This is a genomic window from Thalassospira sp. CA1 (genome assembly GCF_059052855.1).
This window is the reverse complement of sequence record NZ_JBZCIA010000004.1, coordinates 230377-254159: the sequence shown is the minus strand read 5'-3', so window position 1 is coordinate 254159 and position 23783 is coordinate 230377. Positions and strand designations below refer to the sequence as shown.

General features: G+C 54.6%; 20 protein-coding genes. 9 read left to right on the top strand and 11 right to left on the bottom strand.

Annotated features, from left to right (window positions below):
• Positions 1-56: 56 nt before the first annotated feature.
• The 3 genes from AC5Q5A_RS09745 to AC5Q5A_RS09735 all read right to left on the bottom strand — a co-directional run bounded on the left by AC5Q5A_RS09745 (position 57) and on the right by AC5Q5A_RS09735 (position 3054).
• On the bottom strand, positions 57-1559 hold the full coding sequence (locus tag AC5Q5A_RS09745; protein WP_493895134.1) for a tripartite tricarboxylate transporter permease: 1503 nt from the start codon (positions 1557-1559) through the stop codon (positions 57-59).
• 10 nt (positions 1560-1569) lie between these two features.
• On the bottom strand, positions 1570-2010 hold the full coding sequence (locus AC5Q5A_RS09740; RefSeq protein WP_064787359.1) for a tripartite tricarboxylate transporter TctB family protein: 441 nt from the start codon (positions 2008-2010) through the stop codon (positions 1570-1572).
• 78 nt (positions 2011-2088) lie between these two features.
• On the bottom strand, positions 2089-3054 hold the full coding sequence (locus tag AC5Q5A_RS09735; RefSeq protein WP_064787358.1) for a Bug family tripartite tricarboxylate transporter substrate binding protein: 966 nt from the start codon (positions 3052-3054) through the stop codon (positions 2089-2091).
• Between the two features lie 184 nt (positions 3055-3238).
• Here AC5Q5A_RS09735 and AC5Q5A_RS09730 point away from each other — a divergent pair, with 184 nt between their 5' ends.
• From AC5Q5A_RS09730 to AC5Q5A_RS09720, 3 genes are read left to right on the top strand one after another with little or no spacing between them, the layout of a single operon-like run.
• Entirely contained in the window at positions 3239-3910 is a 672-nt protein-coding gene (locus AC5Q5A_RS09730; RefSeq protein WP_064787357.1) for a response regulator transcription factor, read from the top strand.
• A 43-nt stretch (positions 3911-3953) separates the two neighbouring features.
• Positions 3954-5297, top strand: a complete 1344-nt coding sequence (locus tag AC5Q5A_RS09725) for a sensor histidine kinase (protein ID WP_493895133.1) — start codon at positions 3954-3956, stop codon at positions 5295-5297.
• Positions 5294-6376: an ABC transporter substrate-binding protein gene (locus AC5Q5A_RS09720; protein ID WP_493895132.1), complete on the top strand. Its 1083-nt coding sequence runs from the start codon at positions 5294-5296 to the stop codon at positions 6374-6376. Before AC5Q5A_RS09725 ends, AC5Q5A_RS09720 begins: the two co-directional genes overlap by 4 nt.
• Before the next feature lie 39 nt (positions 6377-6415).
• Here AC5Q5A_RS09720 and AC5Q5A_RS09715 read toward each other — a convergent pair whose 3' ends face one another.
• Entirely contained in the window at positions 6416-7222 is an 807-nt protein-coding gene (locus AC5Q5A_RS09715; RefSeq protein ID WP_493895131.1) for an alpha/beta fold hydrolase, read from the bottom strand.
• 154 nt (positions 7223-7376) lie between these two features.
• Positions 7377-8579, bottom strand: coding sequence for an aspartate transaminase (locus tag AC5Q5A_RS09710; protein WP_493895130.1), 1203 nt, complete (start codon positions 8577-8579; stop codon positions 7377-7379).
• 316 nt (positions 8580-8895) lie between these two features.
• On the opposite strand from AC5Q5A_RS09710, the gene uvrB reads away from it, so the two are divergent.
• Both uvrB and AC5Q5A_RS09700 read left to right on the top strand, forming a co-directional pair.
• A complete protein-coding gene (gene uvrB, locus AC5Q5A_RS09705) occupies positions 8896-11031 on the top strand; it encodes an excinuclease ABC subunit UvrB (RefSeq protein ID WP_493895129.1) in 2136 nt (711 codons plus the stop codon).
• 111 nt (positions 11032-11142) lie between these two features.
• A complete protein-coding gene (locus AC5Q5A_RS09700; RefSeq protein WP_493895128.1) occupies positions 11143-11913 on the top strand; it encodes a substrate-binding periplasmic protein in 771 nt (256 codons plus the stop codon).
• 87 nt (positions 11914-12000) lie between these two features.
• On the opposite strand, the gene msrP is transcribed toward AC5Q5A_RS09700, so the two are convergent.
• Positions 12001-12969, bottom strand: coding sequence for a protein-methionine-sulfoxide reductase catalytic subunit MsrP (gene msrP / locus AC5Q5A_RS09695; RefSeq protein ID WP_493895127.1), 969 nt, complete (start codon positions 12967-12969; stop codon positions 12001-12003).
• 79 nt (positions 12970-13048) lie between these two features.
• On the opposite strand from msrP, the gene AC5Q5A_RS09690 reads away from it, so the two are divergent.
• Positions 13049-13228 carry a hypothetical protein gene (locus AC5Q5A_RS09690; RefSeq protein WP_493895126.1) on the top strand — a complete coding sequence of 60 codons (180 nt, stop codon included), beginning with the start codon at positions 13049-13051 and terminating at the stop codon, positions 13226-13228.
• Positions 13216-14490 carry an amidase gene (locus AC5Q5A_RS09685; protein ID WP_493895125.1) on the top strand — a complete coding sequence of 425 codons (1275 nt, stop codon included), beginning with the start codon at positions 13216-13218 and terminating at the stop codon, positions 14488-14490. Before AC5Q5A_RS09690 ends, AC5Q5A_RS09685 begins: the two co-directional genes overlap by 13 nt.
• Before the next feature lie 50 nt (positions 14491-14540).
• Here AC5Q5A_RS09685 and AC5Q5A_RS09680 read toward each other — a convergent pair whose 3' ends face one another.
• Together AC5Q5A_RS09680 and AC5Q5A_RS09675 are read right to left on the bottom strand one after the other, a co-directional pair.
• Complete coding sequence (locus AC5Q5A_RS09680) at positions 14541-15506, bottom strand: PDR/VanB family oxidoreductase (RefSeq protein WP_493895124.1); 966 nt, start codon at positions 15504-15506, stop codon at positions 14541-14543.
• Between the two features lie 133 nt (positions 15507-15639).
• Positions 15640-16362: a GntR family transcriptional regulator gene (locus AC5Q5A_RS09675; RefSeq protein WP_040822962.1), complete on the bottom strand. Its 723-nt coding sequence runs from the start codon at positions 16360-16362 to the stop codon at positions 15640-15642.
• A 175-nt stretch (positions 16363-16537) separates the two neighbouring features.
• Between AC5Q5A_RS09675 and AC5Q5A_RS09670 the strand changes: the two genes are divergently transcribed.
• Complete coding sequence (locus tag AC5Q5A_RS09670; protein WP_493895123.1) at positions 16538-17554, top strand: aromatic ring-hydroxylating dioxygenase subunit alpha; 1017 nt, start codon at positions 16538-16540, stop codon at positions 17552-17554.
• A gap of 153 nt (positions 17555-17707) precedes the next feature.
• On the top strand, positions 17708-18742 hold the full coding sequence (locus AC5Q5A_RS09665) for a TRAP transporter substrate-binding protein (protein ID WP_008889505.1): 1035 nt from the start codon (positions 17708-17710) through the stop codon (positions 18740-18742).
• A 149-nt stretch (positions 18743-18891) separates the two neighbouring features.
• Here the strand turns inward: AC5Q5A_RS09665 and AC5Q5A_RS09660 are convergent, their stop codons facing one another.
• The 3 genes from AC5Q5A_RS09660 to AC5Q5A_RS09650 all read right to left on the bottom strand — a co-directional run bounded on the left by AC5Q5A_RS09660 (position 18892) and on the right by AC5Q5A_RS09650 (position 23492).
• On the bottom strand, positions 18892-19362 hold the full coding sequence (locus AC5Q5A_RS09660; protein WP_008889506.1) for a Dps family protein: 471 nt from the start codon (positions 19360-19362) through the stop codon (positions 18892-18894).
• An 887-nt stretch (positions 19363-20249) separates the two neighbouring features.
• Positions 20250-21638 carry an adenylate/guanylate cyclase domain-containing protein gene (locus tag AC5Q5A_RS09655; protein WP_493895122.1) on the bottom strand — a complete coding sequence of 463 codons (1389 nt, stop codon included), beginning with the start codon at positions 21636-21638 and terminating at the stop codon, positions 20250-20252.
• A 921-nt stretch (positions 21639-22559) separates the two neighbouring features.
• A complete protein-coding gene (locus AC5Q5A_RS09650; RefSeq protein WP_063088740.1) occupies positions 22560-23492 on the bottom strand; it encodes a LysR family transcriptional regulator in 933 nt (310 codons plus the stop codon).
• Positions 23493-23783: the final 291 nt, after the last annotated feature.

Sequence of the window (23783 nt, the reverse complement as noted above, 5' to 3'; positions counted from 1 at the left end):
AAAAAAGAGGGTGTCATTACGACGCCCTCTTTCAGTTTGTGTCCGGCAAGGACAGTTTATTTGGCTTTGCGTCTGTTGCGCAGACCGACGATGACGGGCAGTGCGACAATCAACACAGCCATCACATACAGACCAATGCTTTCCCAGCTTGAGATCAGGATCGACCAGTCCCCGCGCGAGATCGAAAGTGCACGGCGCAGGTTGTCTTCAAACAGGTGACCCAGCACGAAGCCCAGAATGATCGGGGCCAGCGAGAATTCCAGTTTGCGCAAGACCCAGCCGAAAATCCCGAATGCGATGATCAGGAACAGATCAAACGGGTTACCAACCACAGAATAGACGCCGATGAAGGCCAGAACCGCAATCAGTGGGCTGAGATATTTCTGCGGAATGGTCAGCATTCTGGCAAACAGACCAACCAGCGGCAGGTTGATTACCAAAAGCGCCAGGTTGCCGATATACATCGATGCAATCAGGCCCCAGGCGATTTCCGGGCGCTGTTCAAACATCAGCGGGCCGGGGGTGACGTTAAACAACATCAACGCACCGAGCAGAATAGCCGTTGTACCTGACCCCGGAATACCAAGCGTCAGCATCGGGACCATCGCGCCACCGGCCGCGGCATTGTTGCCAGATTCAGGTGCGGCCAGACCCCGCGGATCACCGGTACCGAATTTCTTGCGATCTTCACCGGCCATACGCATTTCGGTGCCATAGGTCACAGCCGACGCAACAGATGCGCCAACACCGGGCAAAACGCCGATGACAAATCCGATGATCGAGGACCGCAACATGGTCCAGCGGATCTGCATCAGGTCTTTCCAGCTGACAAAGCTTTTGCCGATCGGAAGCAGCTTCAATTTGCCGGAAACCTGTTGTTCAACAAGGTGGATCAACTCCGCCATGCCAAAGAAACCGATCACGACAACAAGGAAGTCAAAGCCGGCAAGGATATCGGGAATGCCGCCGGTATAGCGCGCGACACCGGTATTGGCATCAATGCCGACAGTCGCCAGCATCAAACCGATTGCCGCCCCCATCAGGGTTTTGACCTGGTTTTTGCCAACCAGCGAGGACAGGCTTGCGAAGGCAAAGACCATCAACGCGACATAGTCGGCTGGCGTAAAGGTCAGTGCGAATTTGGCGAGGAACGGGCCAAACAACGACATCAAGATCACGGCAACGGTGCCACCGACAAACGACGCAATAGCCGAGATTGACAGCGCACGTCCGGCTTCACCACGTTTGGCCATCGGGTTGCCATCAAGCGTTGTCATGACAGCCCCGGCATCACCGGGGACATTCAAAAGAATGGACGAGATACGCCCGCCATATTCCGCGCCATAATAGATGCCAGCAAGCAGGATCAGGGCCGATTCAGGTGGAAGGCCCAGGCTATAGGCGATGGGCAGCAGAATGGCGACACCGTTGATCGGACCAATACCGGGCAGCGCACCAATCAGCGTTCCGGCAAAACAGCCGATCAGGACGAGCAACAGGTTCAAAGGCATCAATGCGACGCCAAAGCCGCCGCTTAGGCCACTTAGAACTTCATTCATGGGGATAAACTCACAAAAGCGGTGCCAGCAGACCTTCTGGCAGGTTCAGGCCCAGCAAATAGTCACAAATGCCATATCCGAAGATGCCGGTCGCACATCCAAAGGCGACAGCATGCAGACGGTTTGCACCCAGCATGACCGACAGCAGGCAGCAAAACAGCGCGGTCGAAATCACAAAACCGAGTGGTTGGTATAGTTCTGCGTAGCCTGCGAGCATCACAACCAGCATCAGCAAGCGAAACCAAACACTGCGACCCAGCGCAAACTGGATGTGATCCGGGCGCACAAGGACGTAGAGGCTGCACAGCAGGAAGACAACAGCCAGCACTTGCGGCCATGTTTCAGGTCCAAGCGGGTCATACTGGAAAGGGGCCTTGATAACGAAAAAGGCAACATAGGTATAAATGCCGCCAGCGATCAGGGCGAACAGGGCAAAGAGGCGATCAGCCATCGGAGATCTCCGGCCTAGGGAACGCTAGAAAAACTGAAGGTCCCCCGTTTGGAAACGGGGGACCGACATGTTTGGCGATTACTGGATCAGGCCAGCTTCTTTTGCGATTTCGCGAAGCTTCTTGATGCGTTCCTTGACGTTGTCATCAAGGTCCTTACCCGCAATGTTGAGCGGCAGCAAGCCTTTGTCTTTCTGGATTTTAGCGAACTCTTCGGTGCCATAGGCTTCTTTGAAAGCTGCTACCCATTTGTCATAGGCTTCGTCATCGACGTTTTTACCCATGTAGAAACCACGCATGATGGTCCATTCCGCGTCGTAACCAAGTTCCTTGGTGGTCGGAATGTCTGCGAACGGCTCGTCGAGGCGTTCCGGAGACATGACAGCGAGAACACGCAGCTCGCCGGTGCCAAGATGTGCGGTCATTTCACCGATATCACCGGTATAGACATCGATGCTGCCGCCCAGAAGGCCGGTCAGGGCATCGCCGCCGCCATCATAGGCGACATAGATCATTTTGCGCGGATCACGGTCGACAGACTTAAGAAGCAGGGCTGCTTTCATCCAGTCTTGCGAACCAACGGAACCACCGGCGCCAATTGCCAGGCTGCCTTCGTCTTCCTTGATCTTGTTCATCAGATCATCAAGGGTTTTGTATTCGCTGTCTGCACGGACAATGACCGCACCGAAATCAGCACCAACAGTAGCAAGAAAACGAACGTCGTTTTCAGTCCACTCACCGTATTTACCCGTCGCAATGTTCAGAAGTGAACCCGACGAGAATGCAACGATGGCATTGGGATCATCAGTACGGGTGGTGTTGAAAAGGGTGATGGCAACCGCACCAATGCCGCCCGGCATAAAGGTCACCTGCATCGGGTCACCCAACTTGTCACCGACGCCAGCCTGGGCAACACGGCAAGTCAGGTCAAAACCGCCACCCGGTTTAGCCGGGGCAATGCATTCGGGTTTTTCAATGTCTGCGGCATGCGCGGTGCCAAAAAGGCAGCCAGCCATGACAACGGAAGCTGCGAACAGCTTTTTCATAGTTGTATCCTCCCATTGGATTATTCTTTACGCGCATCAATGTTCGATCCGCATATCTGCTATACGCCACGAGACTGACATTGCCTTGACGGTATGCTGACGGGAGGCTGACTCCTTCCTGACTTGAAGCTGACATCGAGTGTAACAAATTGTAAGAAACCCAAAGCACGCCTAATATCCGGCCATGCGTATTCTTTTGATTGAAGATAATGAAACATTGGCGGAAACGATCATGGATCGTTTGCACGCGGATGGTCATGCCATCGATTGCGAGCATGATGGCGAGCTTGCGAACGATTTGCTGCGTCACAAGCAGTTCGATCTTGTTCTGATGGATGTCAATCTGCCGGGCCGTAGCGGGTTTGAAATTTTACGATCAATGCGTGCGCGTGGGGATGCCACCCCGGTCCTGATCCTGACAGCGCGGTCGGAAATCGATGACCGGTTGATCGGACTTGATGGCGGTGCAGATGATTACATCGTCAAGCCGGTCGATCTGCGTGAACTTGCGGCACGCTGCCGCGCCCTTATCCGCCGTCGAAGCGGGGCGGCATCCAATGAATTTCGCGCCGGAAACCTTGTCTTTGATCGGGCATCAAAAGTCGCAACGATTGACGGTCGCGATATTGAATTGCGTAACCGCGAAGTACAGCTGCTTGAAATCTTCATCGGCAATCTGCAAAGGGTTCTGACCAAGGAAGATCTGGCAGACAAGGTGTATTCGTTTGATGAAGCGCCGAGCATGAATGCGGTCGAGCAGATGGTCACCCGATTGCGCAAGAAATTGTCAGGTGGGCCGATTATCCTCAAGACCATTCGGGGGCTTGGGTATATTGCCCATATTGCGGATGAATAAGACGGTCAGACATCATTCTTTGCGCCAGCGGCTTTTGACCAGCATGGCGGTTGGGTTTGCGATCATTCTTGTCAGTATCGCTGTCGGGATCTGGAGTTACGCACGTGATGCCGCGAACCATTCCTATGACAGGCTTTTGAGTGGTGCGGCGTTTGCCATTCTGGAACGTACACTGGTGACGCCAACCGGGCCCAGTGTCGAAATTCCCTATTCGGCGCTGGAATTGATCGGCCTGGCCGAAAGTGACCGGGTTTTTTATCGCATTTTTACTGCCAATGGCAAAACCCTGACCGGGTCTGGGAATTTGCCACAGCCCGAGCAATATAAACCATCCGACCAGCCGGTATTTTTTGATACCCATTACAGCGGTGAAGACGTGCGCTTCCTGCTTCAGGGGCGGTTTCTTGCAGGTGCGGGCTATGGTGATTGGGTGGTTGTTCAGATCGGACAAACCCGAATTGCCAGAGACGCCTTTGCGCGCGAAATGATGATCAATGCGATTGCGTTACTGTTGTTGGTAACGGCCATTGGACTGGGATTTGTCTGGTTTGGGATTAACCGTGCGCTTTCGCCCCTGATCGGGATCGAACGCCAGTTGCGGCATCGCGAACCGACCGACTTTTCACCAATCGAGATCACGCCGCCGCGCGAGGTCGCCAGTCTGACACGATCGATCAATGGTTTGATCCTGCGCCACAAGAAAAGTCTTGATAACGCGCAGGCCTTTATTGCCGATGTCGCGCATCAAACCCGTACATCGCTTGGCGCGTTACAAGGTTTGCTTGAAAGTGCAAGTCGCCAGCAGGACGCAGATCAGCAGCAGGCGCGTATCAAGCAGGCCGAAGAACAGGCGCAAAGAACAATTCGTCTGACCAACCAGCTGTTATCGCACGCGATGATCATTCATCGGGCAGACAATACACCACTGGCGCGCAAGGTTCTGATTGATGTGGTGCGGACTGCCTTTGGCGACATCATTCGCGATTATCTTAAATATGATACGGAATTTTCCATCGAAAGTGACCTTGCCCCGGATGAGCAGGTGTTTGTGATGCTTGACGAGATTGGCATTCGCGAGGCGTTGCGCAATCTGGTGGATAACGCCATCAAACACGGAACGGCTCCGCACAAGATTGATATCCTGGTGCGCAAATCGGGTGAGAAATGTCACCTGATCGTTGATGACAACGGGCCGGGGATTGATGTCGGGAAACACGCATCCGTGCTGGAACGGTTTTCAAGTCTGAGTACCGGTACCGGTCTTGGACTTGCCATCGTTAATGCAGTTGCCGAACGCCATCATGCGGAACTGATATTGGGGCAGTCGCCCGCTGGCGGGTTGCGTGTCGAAATGGTGTTTTCCGTGGTCGAAGGGGGGCAGGAATGACGGTATTTTTCCGACGCTTTTCGCGCGTTTGCGCGCAGGTCGCGGTTTTGGTTTTGGCGATGCTTTGGGGCACGCAGGGCTTTGCGCGTGTTCAGGTGCATGTCTGGTCGGCGACCGATACCTCGGCGGTGGAGCCCTTTATTAATGTGTTTGAGACGAAATATCCCGACATTGACGTCGTCTATCGCGAGTTCAATACCAGCGAACTTTATCAGGTTGTCATGTACAATATTGATAACCCGAAAATGGAAGCCGATGTGATCATCAGCCCGGCGATGGATTTGCAGGTCAAGCTGGTCAATGAGGGGCTGGCCTATCGATTTGAGCCGGAAAACGTCGATGCGATACCTAGTTGGGCCCAGTGGCGCAACGAGCTTTACGGGTTTTCCTTTGAGCCGGCGGCACTTGTTTATAACAAACAGGCATTTGAAGGATTGGAGAGCCCGGTTTCACATACCGATCTGTCCAATATGGTGCGTGACAATCCGGAATTGTTCAGTGGAAAGATTGGTACCTATGACATTCGCCAATCGGGGATCGGATATTTCTTTGCCACTCAGGATGCCATTCAGAACAACCAGACATCACGTCTGACCGAAACATTCGGTCGCGCGGGCGCAAAGTTGTTTTGTTGTTCGTCGGAAATTCTCGACCGCGTTGCGACTGGGGAGCTGGTGCTGGGCTATAACGTGATCGGGTCCTATGCCATGGCCGCGGCACGGGAAAACCCGGATATCGGGGTTTATTTCCTGCGCGATTACACCATCACAATGAGCCGCACGGCCTTTGTACCCAAGACGTCCAAGGCCAAATATCAGGCGCAACTGTTCATCGACTTTTTGCTGTCGCGCGAAGGGCAGCAGGTTCTGGCAAACAACTCGGCACTTATTCCGATCAATCAGAATGTCGAAACGGTGCTTACCCCGCATCTGGAAGACATCCCGGTATTCCGGGTAAAGTTGGGGATCGGCTTGCTGGGCTTTCAGGACGAGCTCAAGAAGAAGAGCTTCCTTGAAGATTGGGAGTCTTCAATCTTGTGGAGTGGCGGGACAGCAAGCCCGTCATATCAGGCCGATTAGACTCCAAACGGCGTAATATGCGGCAAGGCGTTTGATGCCTTAGCCATCGACACATTCGGCAAGGCCAAGATGTTTGAGGCTGGCCTTGATCACCTGATCGGGTTGATCGAAATGCGGGATATGGCCGCACTCCTTGATCAGCATCTTGGTCACCGGGCCGCCGGTCTTGGCGCAAATGGTGTGGACCTGTTCATCGCTGCCAAACTGATCGTCATCGCCCTGAATGACCAGAAGCGGGCAGGTAATGTTGGCTAGTTCATCAACCATGTTCCATTCAAGGAAATCCGGCTGGCGCCATGTATCGACCCAGGCACGGAAGACATCGTCGGTCTGGGCGAAGTGGTGGCGTTGCAGTTTGGTTTTCCAATCCGTTGTCGCATAGATTTTTGCCGCCTCGGTAATGCCGGCAACCGTGACATCTTCGACAAAAACATGGGCGGCCTCGGAAATCACAGCGGTTACGTTGTCGGGGAAGCGCGCGGCATATTTCAGCGCGATGGTTGCCCCGTCGCTGTGGCCAAACAGGATTGGCTTGGCGAGGCCCAGTTCCGTGATCAGGCCATGCAGATAGACATCGCTTTCGATGTTGTGGAAATCAATCGCGCGCGGGATATCACCAACCGCGTGCGGATCGGATTTGCCATGGCCGCGCCGTTCATAGACAACCACCGGATGGCGGGTCGCGGTCGCCAGTTTGGCCGGGAAATCGCGCCACATGCGGATCGTGCCAAGGGCCTCGTGCAGCATCAGGATGGTTGGCGCATCAGGTCGGACATCCTCGGGGATGATCTGCTGACATGACAAGCTGATACCGTTCACGGTGGCATAGAAATTTTCGATCTTCATGTGAGGGGCAATCTTTGTTGGGGCGGTGTTCGGATGATTTATCGGTAATTCGGTGCGTAATTATTTAATTGTAATCATGGACAAAAAAACAGGGCCCGGCAAGTGCCGGACCCTGTTTGATACGATTTAATCCCGAAGACCGGGACAGCAGGCGTTATTTCAGGGCTGCGCACGCACGTTTGATGCGTTTGCAGGCTTCGATCAGGGCCTCGTCCGAGGTCGCATAGGAAATGCGGAAATACGGTGCCAAACCGAATGCCGAACCTTGAACCGCAGCAACGCCTTCTGCCTCAAGCAGGTAGGTGACGAAGTCGGTGTCGGTTTCGATTTTCTTGCCATCCGGGGTGGTTTTGCCAATTGCGCCCGCACAGGACGGATAGACATAAAACGCGCCTTCCGGGGTCTTGCACGACAGGCCTTCGCATTCGTTGAGCGCGGCAACAACAAGGTCACGACGCTTTTTGAACACTTCTGCGCGTTCTGCCAGGAAGTCCTGCGTGCCGTTGAGTGCTTCGACCGAAGCCGCCTGACTGATCGAGGAGGTATGGGTGCTCGACTGCGACTGAACCTTGTTGATCGCCTTGATCAGCTCGACCGGGCCTGCAGCATAACCAAGGCGCCAGCCGGTCATGGCATAGGATTTCGACACACCGTTACAGGTCAGCGTGCGGTCTTTCAGCTTCGGCTCGACCTGGGCGATGGTGGTGAATTCGAAACCGTCATAGACAAGGTGCTCATACATGTCGTCAGACATGATGTAGACGTTTTCATGTTTCAGAAGCACGTCGGCAAGCGCGCGCAGTTCGGCGCGCGAATAGGCCGCACCGGTCGGGTTCGACGGCGAGTTCAGAACAACCCATTTGGTTTTCGGCGTGATCGCGGCTTCAAGTTCGGCGGCGGTGATTTTGAAGTCGTTTTCTTCCTGGCATTCAACAATGACCGGAGTGCCTTCGGCCATCAGCGCCATGTCCGGATAGGATACCCAGTACGGTGCCGGAATGACGACTTCGTCGCCCGGGTTCAGGGTCGCGAAGAACGCGTTGAACAGGGTTTGCTTGCCACCGCAACCGACGGTGATTTCGTCGATGGTGTATTCCAGATCGTTTTCACGCTTGAACTTTTCGACAATTGCCTTGCGAAGCTCCGGCGTGCCGGCGACCGGAGTGTATTTGGTCTTGCCAGCGTCAATCGCCGCTTTGGCAGCTTCTTTGATATTGTCGGGGGTATCGAAATCCGGCTCACCTGCGCCAAGTCCGATCACATCAACGCCAGCAGCCTTAAGTTCGGCAGCCTTGGTGGTGACAGCAATGGTGGGAGAGGGTTTGATACGGCTCAAACGGTCGGCAATGAACGCCATTGGTCTGTTTCCCTGGAATTTATGAGAAGTGAAAAGAATCGTGTTCTTTCGGTTCGGACCCTACGCCTGCCTTAATTCCAATTCAAGGCTGTTTAGGGCCTTCTGCGGGTTCTTTGGGATGATTTTATCCAATTTTGCAGCCTTTCAGAAGTCCGAGCGGAAAGAACTGTTTTGCAAACGTGCCAAAACACCCGTTGTTCCCGGATTTACATCCTGACGTCTCCTGACATTTCCTGACAGGAACTGTCAGGGCGGGGGCTTGCGGTCAGGCGTATCTGACCTATAACTAGGGTTGGAATGAAAAGGGATCTGCCCGATGAATGCGCTACCGGAATTTTTGACCAAACGTCGCCCGCCTGTTGAAGGATCACGGGAATTCAAACTGGTGACCGAATACGAGCCCGCCGGTGATCAGCCGCAAGCGATTGCCGAGCTGATGGCGGGTATTGATGAGGGCGAGCGCGATCAGGTTCTGCTTGGCGTGACCGGGTCGGGCAAGACGTTTACGATGGCAAACATCATCGCCAAGACGCAGCGCCCGGCCCTTGTTCTGGCGCCCAACAAAACGCTGGCGGCCCAGCTTTATGCTGAGATGAAGCATTTCTTCCCGGATAATGCGGTCGAGTATTTCGTATCCTATTACGACTATTACCAGCCCGAAGCCTATATCCCGCGATCTGATACCTATATCGAAAAAGACAGTTCGATTAACGAACAGATCGACAGGATGCGCCATGCGGCAACACGTGCGATTTTGGAGCGTAACGACTGTATCATCGTGGCATCGGTGTCGTGCATTTACGGTATCGGGGCGGTGGAAACCTATCTTGAGATGACCCAGCGCATTTCGGTCGGGGATGAAGTTGATCGCAACGACATCATGAAGCGTCTGGTGGAGTTGCAATATACCCGCAATGACGCGGCCTTTTCGCGCGGGACGTTCCGGGTGCGTGGCGATGTTCTGGAAATCTTCCCGGCCCACGCCGAGGACCGGGCATGGCGGGTTTCGATGTTCGGTGACGAGGTCGAGGAACTGGCGGAATTTGATCCGCTGACCGGGCACAAGTTTGCGACCATGGACTCGGTCACGGTTTATGCAAATTCGCACCACGTCACCCCGCGTCCGACGCTGGTGCAGGCGATGGCCGGCATCAAGCAGGAGCTTAAAGACCGTCTGGCGCAGTTCCAGGCCGAGGGCAAGTTGCTAGCGGCCGAGCGGATCGAGCAGCGCACGACCTTTGATCTGGAAATGATGGAAACGGTCGGCCACTGCAAGGGGATTGAAAACTATTCCCGCTGGCTGTCGGGCCGTAATCCGGGGGAGCCGCCGCCGACCCTGTTTGAATATTTGCCGGAAAACGCTTTGCTGTTTGTCGATGAAAGCCACGTGGCTGTGCCGCAAATCGGCGGCATGTATCGCGGGGACTATAATCGCAAATTTACGCTCGCCGAGCATGGCTTCCGCCTGCCAAGTTGCGTTGATAACCGACCGCTGAAATTTGAGGAATGGGAAGCAATGCGCCCGCAAAGCGTGTTTGTTTCCGCAACGCCCGGCAACTGGGAAATGGAACGCACGGGTGGTGTGTTTGCCGAACAGGTTATTCGCCCGACGGGCCTGATTGACCCGGTCTGTATCGTGCGTCCGGTTGAAACCCAGGTTGATGATTTGCTGGGCGAGGCCAAGCAATGTGCCGCCAAGGGCCAGCGTGTTCTGGTTACCACCCTGACCAAGCGCATGGCAGAGGATTTGACCGAATACCTGCATGAGCATGGCGTACGTGTACGTTATCTGCATTCCGATATTGATACGCTGGAGCGCATCGAGATCATCCGTGATTTGCGGCTTGGCGTGTTTGACGTTTTGGTCGGAATTAACCTTCTGCGCGAAGGCCTTGATATCCCGGAATGTGCGCTGGTCGCGATTTTGGATGCGGATAAGGAAGGGTTCCTGCGGTCGAAAACCTCGCTGGTTCAGACGATTGGCCGTGCGGCGCGTAACGTTGAAGGTCGCGTGCTGCTTTATGCCGACAAAATGACCGACAGCCTTGAATACGCGATTGGCGAAACCAACCGCCGGCGTGAAAAGCAGATGGCCTATAACGCGGAACATGGCATCACGCCGGAAACCGTGCGGTCGCGAATTAACGACGTCCTCGAAAGTGTCGCCGAACAGGATTACGTCACGGTTGATACCGGGGTGTCGGGCGACATCATGGTTGGCCATAATCTGCGTGCCCATATCGAAGACCTTGAAAAACGCATGCGCGATGCGGCCGGGAACCTTGAGTTTGAGGAAGCAGCACGTCTGCGTGACGAGATCAAACGCCTTGAGGATCAGGAACTTGGGCTGGCTGAGGCAGGACCGATGGCGCGCACCATTGGCACTGTTGGCCCCGGGTCAAAATCGGCCAATAAACCGAAATACAAAGGGCGCCGTAGAAAAGGGGCCTAGGATACTTAGAAATTACAAATACAGGTTGCATTCGCCGTTGAGAATATTTGTCGTGATCACATATAACAACAGCAACACAGATCGCTGTGTGATCGCTATGGAGAAGACTTGATGTGGCGTTTGAAAGCCTGGAGTTTGGTCTTCACGGCGTTCCTGCTTGGGGCAGGATGGTTTGGCAACGAGGTTGCCGCACGTACATTGATCGTCGCGATCAATGATGCCCCGCCTTATCGTATTGTGACCGAAACAACCGATGAGCCGGTCTATAGCGGCATCTATGTTGATGTCGTGCGCGAAGCTGCGCGACGTGCGGGGATTGATCTTGTGTTTCAGGTGGTGCCGTTCAAACGTGCCTTGCACCTGATGGAGAGCGGGCAGGCGGATCTGATGCTTGGTCCCAATCGCACCGAAGATCGTTTGCAATACATGTATTATTTCGGCGCAGCCCTGCCGAGCGAGCCGAAGGTGATTTATACCGGCGCACTGGATGCCAATGTGATCGAGATCGAGGATCTTGAGCACAAACTGACCGGGGTGCTGCGCGGGGCCAGTTATGGCTGGCAATTTAGCGAGGCGCCCTATATCCGGTTTGTCGAAGCGGCGGATTACGAGACGTTGTTTCGGATGCTTGATCTTGGGCGGATTGATGCACTGATTGCGCCTGAGCTTCTTGCCGTTGCCCATATCCGCAAGTTCGGACCGTTTCGGATCAAACGATCTGATTTGTTGTTACAGGGAAAGCCATCTTTCATCGCGCTATCGCGCCGGTCGGACTTTTTCACCGATGGCAGCTTTACCGTACTTGAAAAACACCTGATCGATATGCGCCAGGACGGCACCTTTGAAGAAATCTATGGCCGGTACGCCAATACTGATTCGTAACGTGCCGGATGGCCAAGAGAATCGCCAAGAAAAAAGCCGGTGTCGTAAAACACCGGCTTTTGCATTTGGGCGGAATGGGCGTGCGGGTTACATAAACAGCCGTTCGTTTTCCATGCCCTTGTAGATATCGGCAACATAATCGCCATAGCCGTTATAGATCCGGGTGGGGACGCTTTCGCCGTTATTCAGAAGACGTTCATAGGCCTGCGACCAGCGCGGATGCGGGACTTCCGGATTTACGTTGGCCCAGAAGCCATATTCATCGGCGTTGATGTCTTCCCAAAAGCTTTTGGGGCGCGTGTCAGTAAAGGTGAAGCGCACGATCGATTTTATGTTCTTGAAACCGTATTTCCACGGTGTGACCAGACGCAGCGGTGCACCGTTCTGCTTGGGCAGTTCTTCGCCGTAAATGCCCGTGGCGATCATGGTCAGTTCATTGGTGGCCTCTGCCATCGTGAGGCCTTCGATATAGGGCCACGGATACCAGAACTGACGCAGGCCCGGCATGGTGTCCTTTTGGCTGGCGGTTTCCATTTCGACATATTTCGCACCCGACAGGGGCTTGGCGAAATCAACCAGTGCCTTCATCGGGAAACCGGACCAGGGCACGGTCATCGCCCAAGCTTCGACACAACGGAACCGATAGACGCGTTCTTCGAGCGGCATCTTGCGCACAAGTTCTTCGAAATCGATCTCAATCGGTTTTTCAACCAGCCCGTCGATCACCACGGTCCAGGGGCGGATGCGCATGGCCTGGGCGGCCTGCGAGATCGATTTGTGCGATCCGAATTCATAGAAGTTGTTATAGGTCAGCGCCTTGGACTTTTCGGTCATTTCGCGTTCGACCGTGTAGGCCGGGTTGCGATCCACCGGATAAAGGTCGGCAGTTGATCCCGACCCTTGGGCCAATGCAGAGCCCAGCGGGAGACTTGATGCTGTCGCGCCGATCGATCCGGCGGCGATCCCCTTAAGGAATTGGCGGCGGTTTTTATAAATCGATTCCGGCGTTGCGTCTCGTTCGGGGAGTTCCCAACCCTTTTTGCGGCGTATCAGCATGTCGTCCTCCAATTGCGCGGGTTTTCTAAATGTCCTTTGAAAACCGGCTTTGGGCAAGTCACGGCTCGGTGATCAGCGGGTGAAACCCCTGATCATTTCCGGTTACTACCCGTTTTGTACGGGCGAAATTGCCGATCTGATCCTTGATCAGGCACGGGTGCCATCCTATGACAGTGAAACACAAATGCGCGGGGCGGATCGAATGGGGCCGTCGGATCGCGACAAAACAACAAATCGGGGTGCCAGATGGGTGCAATGATCGACAAGGCCAGACAAGCAATCGACAAGGTCAATCAACTTGGCGAGCTTAAGGACAAGATCTTTACCGAGTTTGATTCTGAGCGGATTTTAAAGGCTGCTGCCGAGGCGGAGAAATATTGTGCGCAAAATCCCGGTGCCGCACTTGCTGGGATGTTGGTATCAGTCAAGGATCTGTATGACGAGGCGGGCATTGCCACGACGGCGGCATCCGAGCTTTTGAAGGGGCGTGCGCCAGCCGAGGCCGACAGCGAATGCGTGCGTCGGATCAAGGCCGCCGGGGCCATTCCGTTTGGCCGAACGACGCTGAGCGAATTTGCCTATTCCGGTGTCGGGCTTAATCCGCATTACGGCACGCCGGGCAATATCTTTGATGCAGAGGGTATTCCGGGTGGCTCAACATCGGGCGGTGGATTGACCGTGGCGCACGGGATTGTGGATCTGGCGTTGGGCACCGACACAGGTGGCTCGATCCGAATTCCATCGGCGATCAACGGGCTTTATGGCATCAAGCCAAGCCGCCTTTCGGTGCCGGGGGCGGGCATTCATCCGCTCGCCAAGAGTTTTGATACGCCGGGGCCGTTGGCAGGCGATCTTGAAACCGCCATTCGTGCGTTTGAAGTTCTGACAGACATCACCGTGACACCGCCGGAAGATGCGAAAAGGATGCTTCGTATTGGCGTGCCGGTGAATGCGTTTGTCGATGGGCTGGATGACCGGGTGAAGGCAGACTTTGCAATGATTTGTGCAAAGCTGAAAGAGGCCGGGCATGAACTGATCGAGATTGATTTTGATTTCATCGCCAAGAACGCGATCCTCAATAAGATGCTGGTGTCGTTTGAAGCACACCGGATCTATGCCAAGGATTTCGCGAAGCTTGAAACCGTCGGCGATCCGCGCGTTTTGTCGCGCATGAAGTTTGCCGATACGCTATCAAGTGATGAGGTGATCGACGCCTATGCCAAGCGGACCGATATCGTCTCAATGTTCGGGACTGCGATGGCGGATGTTGACGTCATGATCGCGCCGACCTTGCCGCGCATGGCGCCCAAGATTGCCGAGGTCGAAGCCGATTTTGACAACCTGAATGCGCTGATGCTGCGCAATACCGGTTATCTGAACCTCGTCGATGCCTGTGCGATGTCGATGCCGGTTCAGATCAAGGGCGAGGTTGCACCGACCGCCCTTATGATCGGGGCGCCACACGGTCATGATCAGGCGATCCTGGCCGCGGCCCGGTTGATTGATCCGCTGTTTGCCTGAAGAAGGTGACTTAACAAGAAAGCGGCCCGGAAGTTCCGGGCCGTTTTTGTTTAGAGGTCGAGCGTCAGGCGACCGCTGCTTTGCATGCGGGAGACGCAAATGCACATCTGATCGTTCTGGGCTTTCTGGCTGTCGCTGAGATAGGCGTCGCGATGCGACAGATCGCCATCATGCGAAATCACAACAGATGTGCAGATCCCGCAATTACCCTTTTTGCAGTCGTAAAGCGGATCGATCCCTTCATCGATCAGGACATCGAGGACAGATTTGCCAACCGGCACTTCGAATGTCTGGCCGCTTTGCGCCAGATGAACTTCGAAACTGGTGTCATCAAGCTGTGCGGCAGGCGTGGTGAAGCGTTCATAATGAACATTCTCCGACGCCCAGCGATTGCGGCGTGCGGTATCAAGCACGGCATCAATCAGGCCGCCCGGGCCGCAGACATAGACGTGCTTGCCGGCCTCAGCCGTGCCGAGGATGGTGGCGAGCGGCATGCTGCGTTTTGCATCGCCACCGTCGAAATAAAGCGCGCATCGCCCGTTGGCGGCATCAAGGACCTCGGTCATCAGGGCCATGTCGGCGTGGTTGCGGCTGGCGTAATGCAGGACAAAATCCTTGCCGGCCTGTTGGAGCGCGGTCGCCATGGCAAGGATAGGCGTGATGCCAATGCCGCCGGCAATCAGGATTGTTTTGGCCGCACTATCCACAAGCGGGAAGTCGTTTTGCGGCAGGTCGATCTCAAGTACATCACCGGTTTTGACCTTTCGATGCATATACATGGACCCGCCCTCGCCACCTTCTTCGCGCAGTACGGCGATCCGGTACAGATCAGGCTCCCCCGGATTGATGATCGAATAGGACCGTTTAACAGACTGGCCGGCTGTATCGGTGACGGTGAGTTTGATATGTGCGCCCGGTTCGGCGGGCGGCAGGCTTGTGCCGTTGGCGGCAACAAGATCAAAACCGCGTATGCGGTCGGTCAGGTCATGGACCTGTTGAACGGTAACTTCAGGCATGGCGATTTTCCTTCCCAGGCCCCTGGATTTTCTCCAGGTGTGTTTGTCTGTCGGCTTGACTGGATCCAGATTAGACCAATTGGATCCAATTTTGTCAAACCTGATGGGGCCGGAAAATATAAGGCGGGGCGAATTATGCGGTATCTTCGCGTTCGATGACGGTGAAGTTGTCGGGCATATCCTGTGTCGGACCAAGGATTTGCGTATAGCGCAGTGCCGCATTTGCATGTTCACGCATCAGGGCTTCTGCGCGCGCGCCCTGGCCGTTATCGATGGCATCGAAAATGATGTGATGTTGCATATGGCTGAAATTGAATCGGCGGAATTCGCCGGTCATGTCATCGCGGTTAAAGGCGATGGAAGACACGGATGCAAATGGCAGGTGATCATTGCGCGACAGCGCGTCTTCGATGGCGATGTTGCGGCTGGCCTCGATGATGGTGTTGTGAAAGCGCATGTTGAAATCGTGATAGATTTCCATGTCTTCATCGGTCAGAAACCCCTTGGAAAACAAGGCGTCACCCGTGGACAGACATTCAATCAAATGGCTGCGGGCCGGAAGGGAAATGCCGCGTTCACTGGCAAGGCGGGCAGCAAGTCCTTCGAGCACGCCGCGCACTTCGATGGCATCGGCTATTTCGGTCGGGGTGATGGCACGCACGGTGTATCCGCGACGATCCCCTTTGCGCAGCAGACCTTCCTGTTCGAGGGTTCGAAAGGCAATCCGGACCGGTGTGCGCGATACGCCAAGCCGTTCAGCAATCGGGATTTCTGCAACCCGTTCGCCCGGTGGAAGTTCCCCGTTGGCGATCATTTTCCGCAAGGTGATCAGGACGCGCTGGCCGTGTTTGCTCATGCCGGTTTCCGTTTTTGTGACTGCCGGGCGATCATAGTTCAGATCGAATTGTTTAAAAAGCACCTTGCCAAATTGGATCCAATTTGATTACGCTTAGAAGCATAACAAGAAATCTTGGTGGTAAAAATTCCACCTGCAAGCAACCTTGATTGGCCTTGCGCCAAGGGAGAGAAACATGTTCCTGCGTAACTTCTGGTACGTCGCAGGCTGGGATGGCGAAATTGGTCGCACCCCCGTCGCGCGTACGATCTGCAATGAAAATGTCGTTTTGTATCGCCGTGCCGACCGGTCACTGGTCGCACTTGAAGACAGCTGCCCGCATCGCCTTTTGCCGCTGAGCCAAGGTTATGTCGAAGGTGACCGCCTTGTGTGTGGCTATCACGGGTTGGAATTTGATGGTGACGGCGCATGCGTCCATATGCCCAACCAGCAAAGCATCCACCCCGAGGCCTGTGTGCGCGCCTACCCGGTGGTCGAGAAGGATCGCTTTGTCTGGGTCTGGATCGGCGATAAGGAAAAGGCTGACGAGGCGCTTGTGCCGGAAATCCCGCATGCGTCTGAACAAGGCTGGGTCTTTGACGGCGGGACTTATGATGTGAAATGCGGGTACGAACTTCTGGTCGATAACCTGATGGATCTGAGCCACGAGACTTATGTGCATCCGTCCAGCATCGGTCAGCTTGAAATCACCGAAAGCCTGCCGCAGACACGATCCGATGACGAAAGCGTCACGGTTGAACGCTGGATGGAAAACATCGTGCCGCCGCCGTTCTGGGCCAATAACCTGAAATCCAAGGAAGTCTGCGACCGCTGGCAGATCTGTACCTTTACCCTGCCATCCAATGTGATGATTGATGTCGGTGTTGCGCTTGCCGGGACCGGTGCGCAACAGGGCGACCGATCCAAAGGGGTGACCGGCATTGTCGTGAACTGCATGACGCCGGAAACAGAAACCACGTGCCGCTATTACTGGGGCATGGTGCGCAACTTTGACACCGATGATAACGGGCTGACCCAGAACATCAAAGATGCGCAGGCCAAGGTGTTCTATGAGGATCTTGAAGTTGTCGAAGGCCAGCAGGCCAACATGCTGCGCCATCCGGAACGCAAGCTTTTGAACTTCAATATTGATGCGGGCGGTGTGCGTGCACGTCGTCTGATTGATCGGGCACTTGCTGCTGCGGCGGAATAACCAACGCATAAAAAGACAAAGCCGGATCCGAACCGGTCAAAGAACGCTACCAAAAGAGAGAGACGCTCAGTGCTGTGAAACACCGCGCCAAAACCGTGCCAAGCGGGCGGGGGGTGCTGAGCGCATTTTCAGGGAAAACGTCTGAGGTTGAAAATGTTTAAACGCCTGTTTGTATCGGCAGCAGTTGCTGCTGGCTGTTTGGCAAGCGCGCTTTCTGCGCAGGCCGAACCGGAATTTACCTTCGTTTTGGAACATGTGCTGGGGCCAAAGGCAACGGCACAGGCCAAGTTTCTTGAGCCATGGGCCCAGCGGATCGAGGAACAATCTGACGGTCGCATCAAGATCGAGATTTATCCGGCGATGGCGCTTGGTGGCAAACCGACCGAGCTTTACAGCCATATTCGCGATGGCGCTGTTGATCTGGGTTGGAGTGCACTTGGTTATACCCCGGGTGTCTATCCGCGCAGTGAAGTGTTCGAGCTGCCATTTGTTCATACCGGCAGTGCGGCCATCACCAACATGGCCATTCAGGATATCTATGAAGAGCACCTGTCGCAGGACTTTGACGATATCAAGCCGTTGCTGATCCATGTCCATACCGGGCAGGCGATCTTCACCACCGAGAAAAAGATCGAAAGCCTTGCTGATGTCGAAGGTATGAAACTGCGGGCACCGTCGCGTACCGGCGCCTGGATGCTGGAAAGCTGGGGCGCACAACCGGTCAGCATGCCGGTTCCTGATTTGCCGCAGGCCTTGTCGCTTGGTGTCGTGGATGGTGCGTTGATCCCGCACGAGGTCGCCATTCCGTTCAAGATCCCGGATATGACCCAGTATGCAATCGAGGGGGATCAGGGTGTCCGGTTTGGCACGCTGGTCTTCATGTTTGCGATGAACAAGGATCGCTATGAAGCCCTGCCGGATGATCTGAAAAAGGTTATCGATGATAACTCCGGCCAGAACATTGCGCGCGAAATCGGCGAGGCATGGGATGCGATTGAACCCCGCGGTGAAGAGATTTTCGCCAAATCGGGCGAGTTGGTGACGCTTTCAGCCGATGAAACCGCAAAGTTCGCCGCAAAGGCCGATGAAGTGATTGATCGCTGGATCGCGGAAATGAACGACAAGGGTGTTGATGGTGCGGCCATTGTTGCGGCTGCACGTGCGGCGATTGCCAAACACAGCCAGTAATAAGCTTTCAGCCCGCTGACCGGGTTGCTCCTTTCCTGGTCATAGGCATCGTACGTCGCAAGGGTGTGGTGTTCTTGTGACGCACATATATAAAAAACGGCCCGGAATGTTCCGGGCCGTTTTGCGTTGGGGACGCGAAAAGTTGGTGCTTAGCCTTCTAGCAGGGAGCGCAGCATCCAGGCGGTTTTTTCATGGACCTGAATGCGGGCAGTCAGAAGGTCTGCGGTGGCGTCGTCATCCGAGCTATCGCAAATCGGATAGAGCGAACGCGCGGTCTTGATCACGGTTTCGTGGCCTTCAACCAGTTGCGCAATCATGTCTTTGGCGGCGGGCACGCCTTTTTCTTCCTTGATCGCGGTCAGTTCGCCATACGCCGAGAAGCTGGCCGGCGCATAGGCGCCCAGCGAACGGATGCGTTCAGCAACCTCGTCAATCGCGGTTGCCAGTTCGGTGTACTGTTCTTCAAACATGGTGTGCAGGGTCTGGAACATCGGACCCGTCACGTTCCAGTGGAAATTGTGCGTTTTCAGATAGAGCGCATAGCTGTCTGCGAGAACGCGGCCAAGTCCGTCGGCGATAGCGGTGCGGTTGGATTCATTGATGCCGATATCGATCTGCATGTTTATCTCCTTTCGCCGCTTTCAATCCAAGCGGGCTTTTTGCTTTTTCGTGTTGAAGGCAGTATGAATGACAGCTGTTAATTACACCAATTGATTGTCTAACTGTTTGCGATAGGGCAATTCTATTACTGGAAGTGGGGTTATTTTTAAGGGTCCCCAACGTGGTTTTCAGGCGCTCAGCATCATCCAAACCCGACAAAAACCCGGGTATTTGCTTGTGTCACTGATCAAAAGAAAAGCCGATATGGTGCTTTTAGGTTTGCTAGGCGACAGTTGAATTCAATGAAATCAACAGGTTGAGTTTCAGATGCCTTTATTGGAACACAATTCGCCCTGAAATGGCCCAATGTGACCTGTTTTCCCGCCTTGATTTCCGGGCATATTCACAACTGTCAGTCGAGGACGTGGTCAGCAGTCTCTGTCCCCCCTCACGATACTGGCCCAGATGGTTTCAGGTTGTTCCCCCACCTGAAATACCCCGGCTGACTTGGTCTCCCCAAGACCATGAATGACCCCGAATAGATTGGGGCGGGTTTTATCCCGCCCCACTTTTTTTGTCCGGATGGCGGGGCAGCAAGATCACCCCATATAAGCGCCGCCGCAATTGCCCCAATTTGCCCCCAAATGGTCATCAGACACCGTATTTTGAGCCGCATTTCAAAGGCATATTCCTAACTGTCGGATGCGAAAACTTCGATGCCGTGCCCCTCCCTCACGGCGCATCGAGGCCCGGAACGGACGCCCTTATCCCCCAAGGCGTCATGCACCCCACGGGCAAGGCAGCGCATCTGACAGGTCTCCCCAAGACCATCTGTCCCCAAAGCCCGGGCGAGCTTGCAGCTCCCCGGGCTTTTAATTTGTCCGTGACGTGCCGTTGGTTACGATTTTCAGGCGCGCGATGCCGTTTGGCGGGCCGTGTCTTGCGCCGGGGTGTGACCGGTGATTTTGATTGGTGTGAGCGAGAAGATTTTTGTCGGGTTTTCCCGTCCGCGCACCGTGACATCGCCGCGCGGCGTCCATGCCGGAATATCGTCGTGATTGCCGCACGCACGGACTGTATCCTCTGTTGCAAGGATATAGGTGCCGAACTCCTTGTTCAGTGCCTCAAGCCGGGATGCGATATTGACGTTGTCACCATGCACCGTAAAGGTCAGGCGGCTTTCGGAGCCGACCGCACCCAGAACAATTTCGCCGGAATTGATCCCGCAGCGGGTTTTCAATTGCCCACCATGAGAATAAATGCGCCGATTGGCGAGTTCCTGAATGGCAAGGGCGGTGCGCACGGCATTGAGTGCATGATCGGTATCGGGGGTAACGGCGTTAAAGGTGATCAGCATCGCATCGCCTTCAAACTGGGTGATGACGCCACCGAAATGCGAAATCACGGCGTTGGTTTCGGTGAAATATTCATTGAGCATGGTGGCCAGTTCTTTTGGCGCGAGCTTTTCGGCGATTGATGAAAAGCCTTCGATGTCGGTAAACATTACGGTCGCGTTGACTGCTTCACCGTCGCCCGGCCGGATCTGTTGTTCGGCATGGGTGATGCGATCGGCAATTTCGGGTGACACAAAGCGCGACAGATCGCGGGCGGCAATTTCATCCGTGACAGCCCGGATAAACGATCTTTTGGCCCGCATCACAGCGACGGTCAGAACTGCCGTAACCAGCAAAATGGCAATAATCTTGTCAATTTCAGCCCCGATCAGGATCGAGTTTGAGGTCAGGTAGGTCACATAATCACGCGTGATCATGCTTTTGCCGCCCTCCGACCAGATGACATAGCCAGTCAGGATGATCCAGCCTGCCGCCGCTGTCCCGCCAGCTATCAGGATATAGCGCGGATCAAAGCGCAGACTGCGCAGGGCAATGAAGATGAAGACATAGAGCACCGTCGGTGCTTTGAGATAAAAGCTTGCCGGCTGCATGTACTGGATGTGGAAGCTCCAGATCAGGACCATCAGAAGACCGATATCGGCGATCACTGAAGCAGTCAGGAACCAGGTCGATAGCTTGTTGCGATAGGTCAGGGCAAGGCGTTTGAGGGTAAACAGGTAATACAACCCCAATGCCCATGGCACAGGATGGATGCCATCGGACATCACGGTTTTGGGGGAGATGGCATAGAGGCTTGCAAAGATCGTGACCAGCAACAGCTGAACCCAGCCGATCAGCTTTTCGCTTTCATATTGTTGCTTTTCGATCGCGCTCTGGACGCGCTCTGGCAGGTGACTGTTGGCGTTCTTGCCAAACAGGAAGGCGCTCAGCGTGCTTTTCATGGAGCCGATGTCCCGATCATGCAGATGGGTGTCCCTATTGGACACATTGATTGCCCATAGTGAAACCAAGGGCGGCACTTGCCAAGTCGAGATCGGGTGACGGCTGATCACAGCTGCGTGCGAGCTGGTGCAATGGGGAGGATGCTAGGAGGCCGATAAGGCAAAAAAAAAAGCCGGGCAACAAATGTGCCCGGCAAGTTTATCAGGGAGGCTTCACGTCTGGGAGACGTAGGACCCTTCGCAGGGCCCTGGGTAAGCCGGACAGGGCGTCCGGCTAAAGACCGACATAATCGGTCAGGGAGAAAACTCTGTACCGCGGTGCGGAGTGTTCCGCTGCGGTTCGAGGGAGAAGATAGCGTTTTTGACGATAATGACCACTGCCAAATTGCTTTTTCAGCCATGCATTTTCTGCATAAATATACAGGGATGTTTAGAATGGCATTAAGTTATTGATATTTAGCAATTTTTGCGAGGGTGTTTCGTCAGTTTTCTGGCTAGATCACTGTTTGCGGGGATAATTCATTGTGCAGGGGCACAAAAAAAAGCCGGTAGCGGGGGAGCTACCGGCAAGATCAACAGGGAGGCTTACGTCTGGGAGACGTAGGGAATCTCTTGAAGATTCCAGGCCGGATATCGTTCCGGCGGACGGATCGTCCAAAGATCAGGAAGCCGGAGCAGGCTCGCTTTGTGCGGATGCTCACAACTTATGATATGAATATAAGTGATCCTTGGGTGGACCAAAAATAGAATGACTACAAGTCAACCATGCGTCAGGCGCATGACAATAAAATGTCAGCAATTTTAAGACATTATGGCATGACTGATATTTGATGTGCCCCGATATTGGTAAAACACCCCATAAACGCCAACAGCCCGGCAGGGCCGGGCTATTGCAGAATCGGATAAAAGATGTCCGGAATTCTATTTCTCGGTCGTGGCACTGGCGCTGGCGGCTGCCGCGGCCTTTGCCTTGACCTTTGAAATTTCCTCGATCAGGAAGTCACGGAACACCGCGATACGTTTGGAGTGCCGCAGTTCTTCCGGATAGACGAAATAGGCATCGAAGCTTGGCCCTTCGAGTTCCGGCAAAATGCGGACCAGATTGCTGTTGGTTGGCAGCAAGTAATCGGGCAGTGCCGAAATACCAAGGCCGGACTCGGTGGCGCGGAAAATGCCATAGATATTGTTGAGCTTCAGGATCGGGCGCATGTCCGGTTTGAACTGCTGTGCGGTTGCCATCATCCAGTTGACGTTGGAAACCGGCGGACGGGCATCCGCGCCATAGATGATCAGGCGATGGTCCTTGAGCTCTTCGGGTGTTTTGGGCATGCCGTGCTGCTTGATGTATTCCGGCGATGCAAACACATGATAGCGCAGTGTCATGAGTTGACGCTGAACCAGGTCGGCCTGACGGGGCGGCTGCATGCGGATGGCAACATCGGCCTCGCGCATGGCAAGGTCGAGTTCCTCGTCATTGAGCACCAGCGACAGTTCGATTTCCGGATAGCGTTCAAGGAACTCGTTGATGCGCGGCGTCAGCCAGGTCGAACCGAAGGCAACGGTTGTCGTGACCTTGAGCGGACCGCTTGGCCGTTCCTTTGATTCGCGAATGCGGGCTTCTGCCATGGAAAGCTTGGCAAAAACATCATGTGCCGTGCGATACAGCAGCTCGCCCTGTTCTGTCAGGATCAGGCCACGCGCATGGCGATGGAAAAGCGGGACTTTCACGCTTTCTTCGAGTGCGCTGATCTGTCGGCTGACGGCCGACTGGCTCAGATTAAGGTTTTCCCCTGCGTGGGTGAAGCTCCCGGCTTCGGCAACAGCGTGAAAAACACGCAGCTTGTCCCAGTCCATAGACCTGCTCCTAGATGTGCCAGCGCACGGTCGATGCGCAGGACCCCTGATAATTGTTCTCTTCTTTTATGGCCAATTTGGTTTCCACACTATTAAGTGCATCACAAGCTTTGACCAAGTGCATGATTATTCAATCAATATGAGGCCTGTGACATTTTCTGCAAGAAGACATTTTCCTGCAAAGTCCATGGCGGGGTGCGGTTTTCGACGCAATGTCAGTCAATTGGCCGGATCGCGGCCGTTTGAAACGATTAAAAAAGGGGACGCCAGATGCGCCCCCTTTGGTCTTTA

Coding starts and splice junctions, on each gene's coding strand:
- AC5Q5A_RS09730 (WP_064787357.1), top strand. CDS start 3,239: ATGCGTATTCTTTTGATTGAAGATAATGAAACATTGGCGGAAACGATC.
- AC5Q5A_RS09735 (WP_064787358.1), bottom strand. CDS start 3,054: ATGAAAAAGCTGTTCGCAGCTTCCGTTGTCATGGCTGGCTGCCTTTTT.
- AC5Q5A_RS09710 (WP_493895130.1), bottom strand. CDS start 8,579: ATGGCGTTCATTGCCGACCGTTTGAGCCGTATCAAACCCTCTCCCACC.
- AC5Q5A_RS09740 (WP_064787359.1), bottom strand. CDS start 2,010: ATGGCTGATCGCCTCTTTGCCCTGTTCGCCCTGATCGCTGGCGGCATT.
- AC5Q5A_RS09655 (WP_493895122.1), bottom strand. CDS start 21,638: ATGAAAAGCACGCTGAGCGCCTTCCTGTTTGGCAAGAACGCCAACAGT.
- AC5Q5A_RS09700 (WP_493895128.1), top strand. CDS start 11,143: ATGTGGCGTTTGAAAGCCTGGAGTTTGGTCTTCACGGCGTTCCTGCTT.
- AC5Q5A_RS09660 (WP_008889506.1), bottom strand. CDS start 19,362: ATGCAGATCGATATCGGCATCAATGAATCCAACCGCACCGCTATCGCC.
- AC5Q5A_RS09725 (WP_493895133.1), top strand. CDS start 3,954: ATGGCGGTTGGGTTTGCGATCATTCTTGTCAGTATCGCTGTCGGGATC.
- AC5Q5A_RS09675 (WP_040822962.1), bottom strand. CDS start 16,362: ATGAGCAAACACGGCCAGCGCGTCCTGATCACCTTGCGGAAAATGATC.
- AC5Q5A_RS09650 (WP_063088740.1), bottom strand. CDS start 23,492: ATGGACTGGGACAAGCTGCGTGTTTTTCACGCTGTTGCCGAAGCCGGG.
- AC5Q5A_RS09680 (WP_493895124.1), bottom strand. CDS start 15,506: ATGCCTGAAGTTACCGTTCAACAGGTCCATGACCTGACCGACCGCATA.
- AC5Q5A_RS09720 (WP_493895132.1), top strand. CDS start 5,294: ATGACGGTATTTTTCCGACGCTTTTCGCGCGTTTGCGCGCAGGTCGCG.
- AC5Q5A_RS09715 (WP_493895131.1), bottom strand. CDS start 7,222: ATGAAGATCGAAAATTTCTATGCCACCGTGAACGGTATCAGCTTGTCA.
- msrP (WP_493895127.1), bottom strand. CDS start 12,969: ATGCTGATACGCCGCAAAAAGGGTTGGGAACTCCCCGAACGAGACGCA.
- AC5Q5A_RS09745 (WP_493895134.1), bottom strand. CDS start 1,559: ATGAATGAAGTTCTAAGTGGCCTAAGCGGCGGCTTTGGCGTCGCATTG.
- AC5Q5A_RS09665 (WP_008889505.1), top strand. CDS start 17,708: ATGTTTAAACGCCTGTTTGTATCGGCAGCAGTTGCTGCTGGCTGTTTG.
- AC5Q5A_RS09670 (WP_493895123.1), top strand. CDS start 16,538: ATGTTCCTGCGTAACTTCTGGTACGTCGCAGGCTGGGATGGCGAAATT.
- AC5Q5A_RS09685 (WP_493895125.1), top strand. CDS start 13,216: ATGGGTGCAATGATCGACAAGGCCAGACAAGCAATCGACAAGGTCAAT.
- uvrB (WP_493895129.1), top strand. CDS start 8,896: ATGAATGCGCTACCGGAATTTTTGACCAAACGTCGCCCGCCTGTTGAA.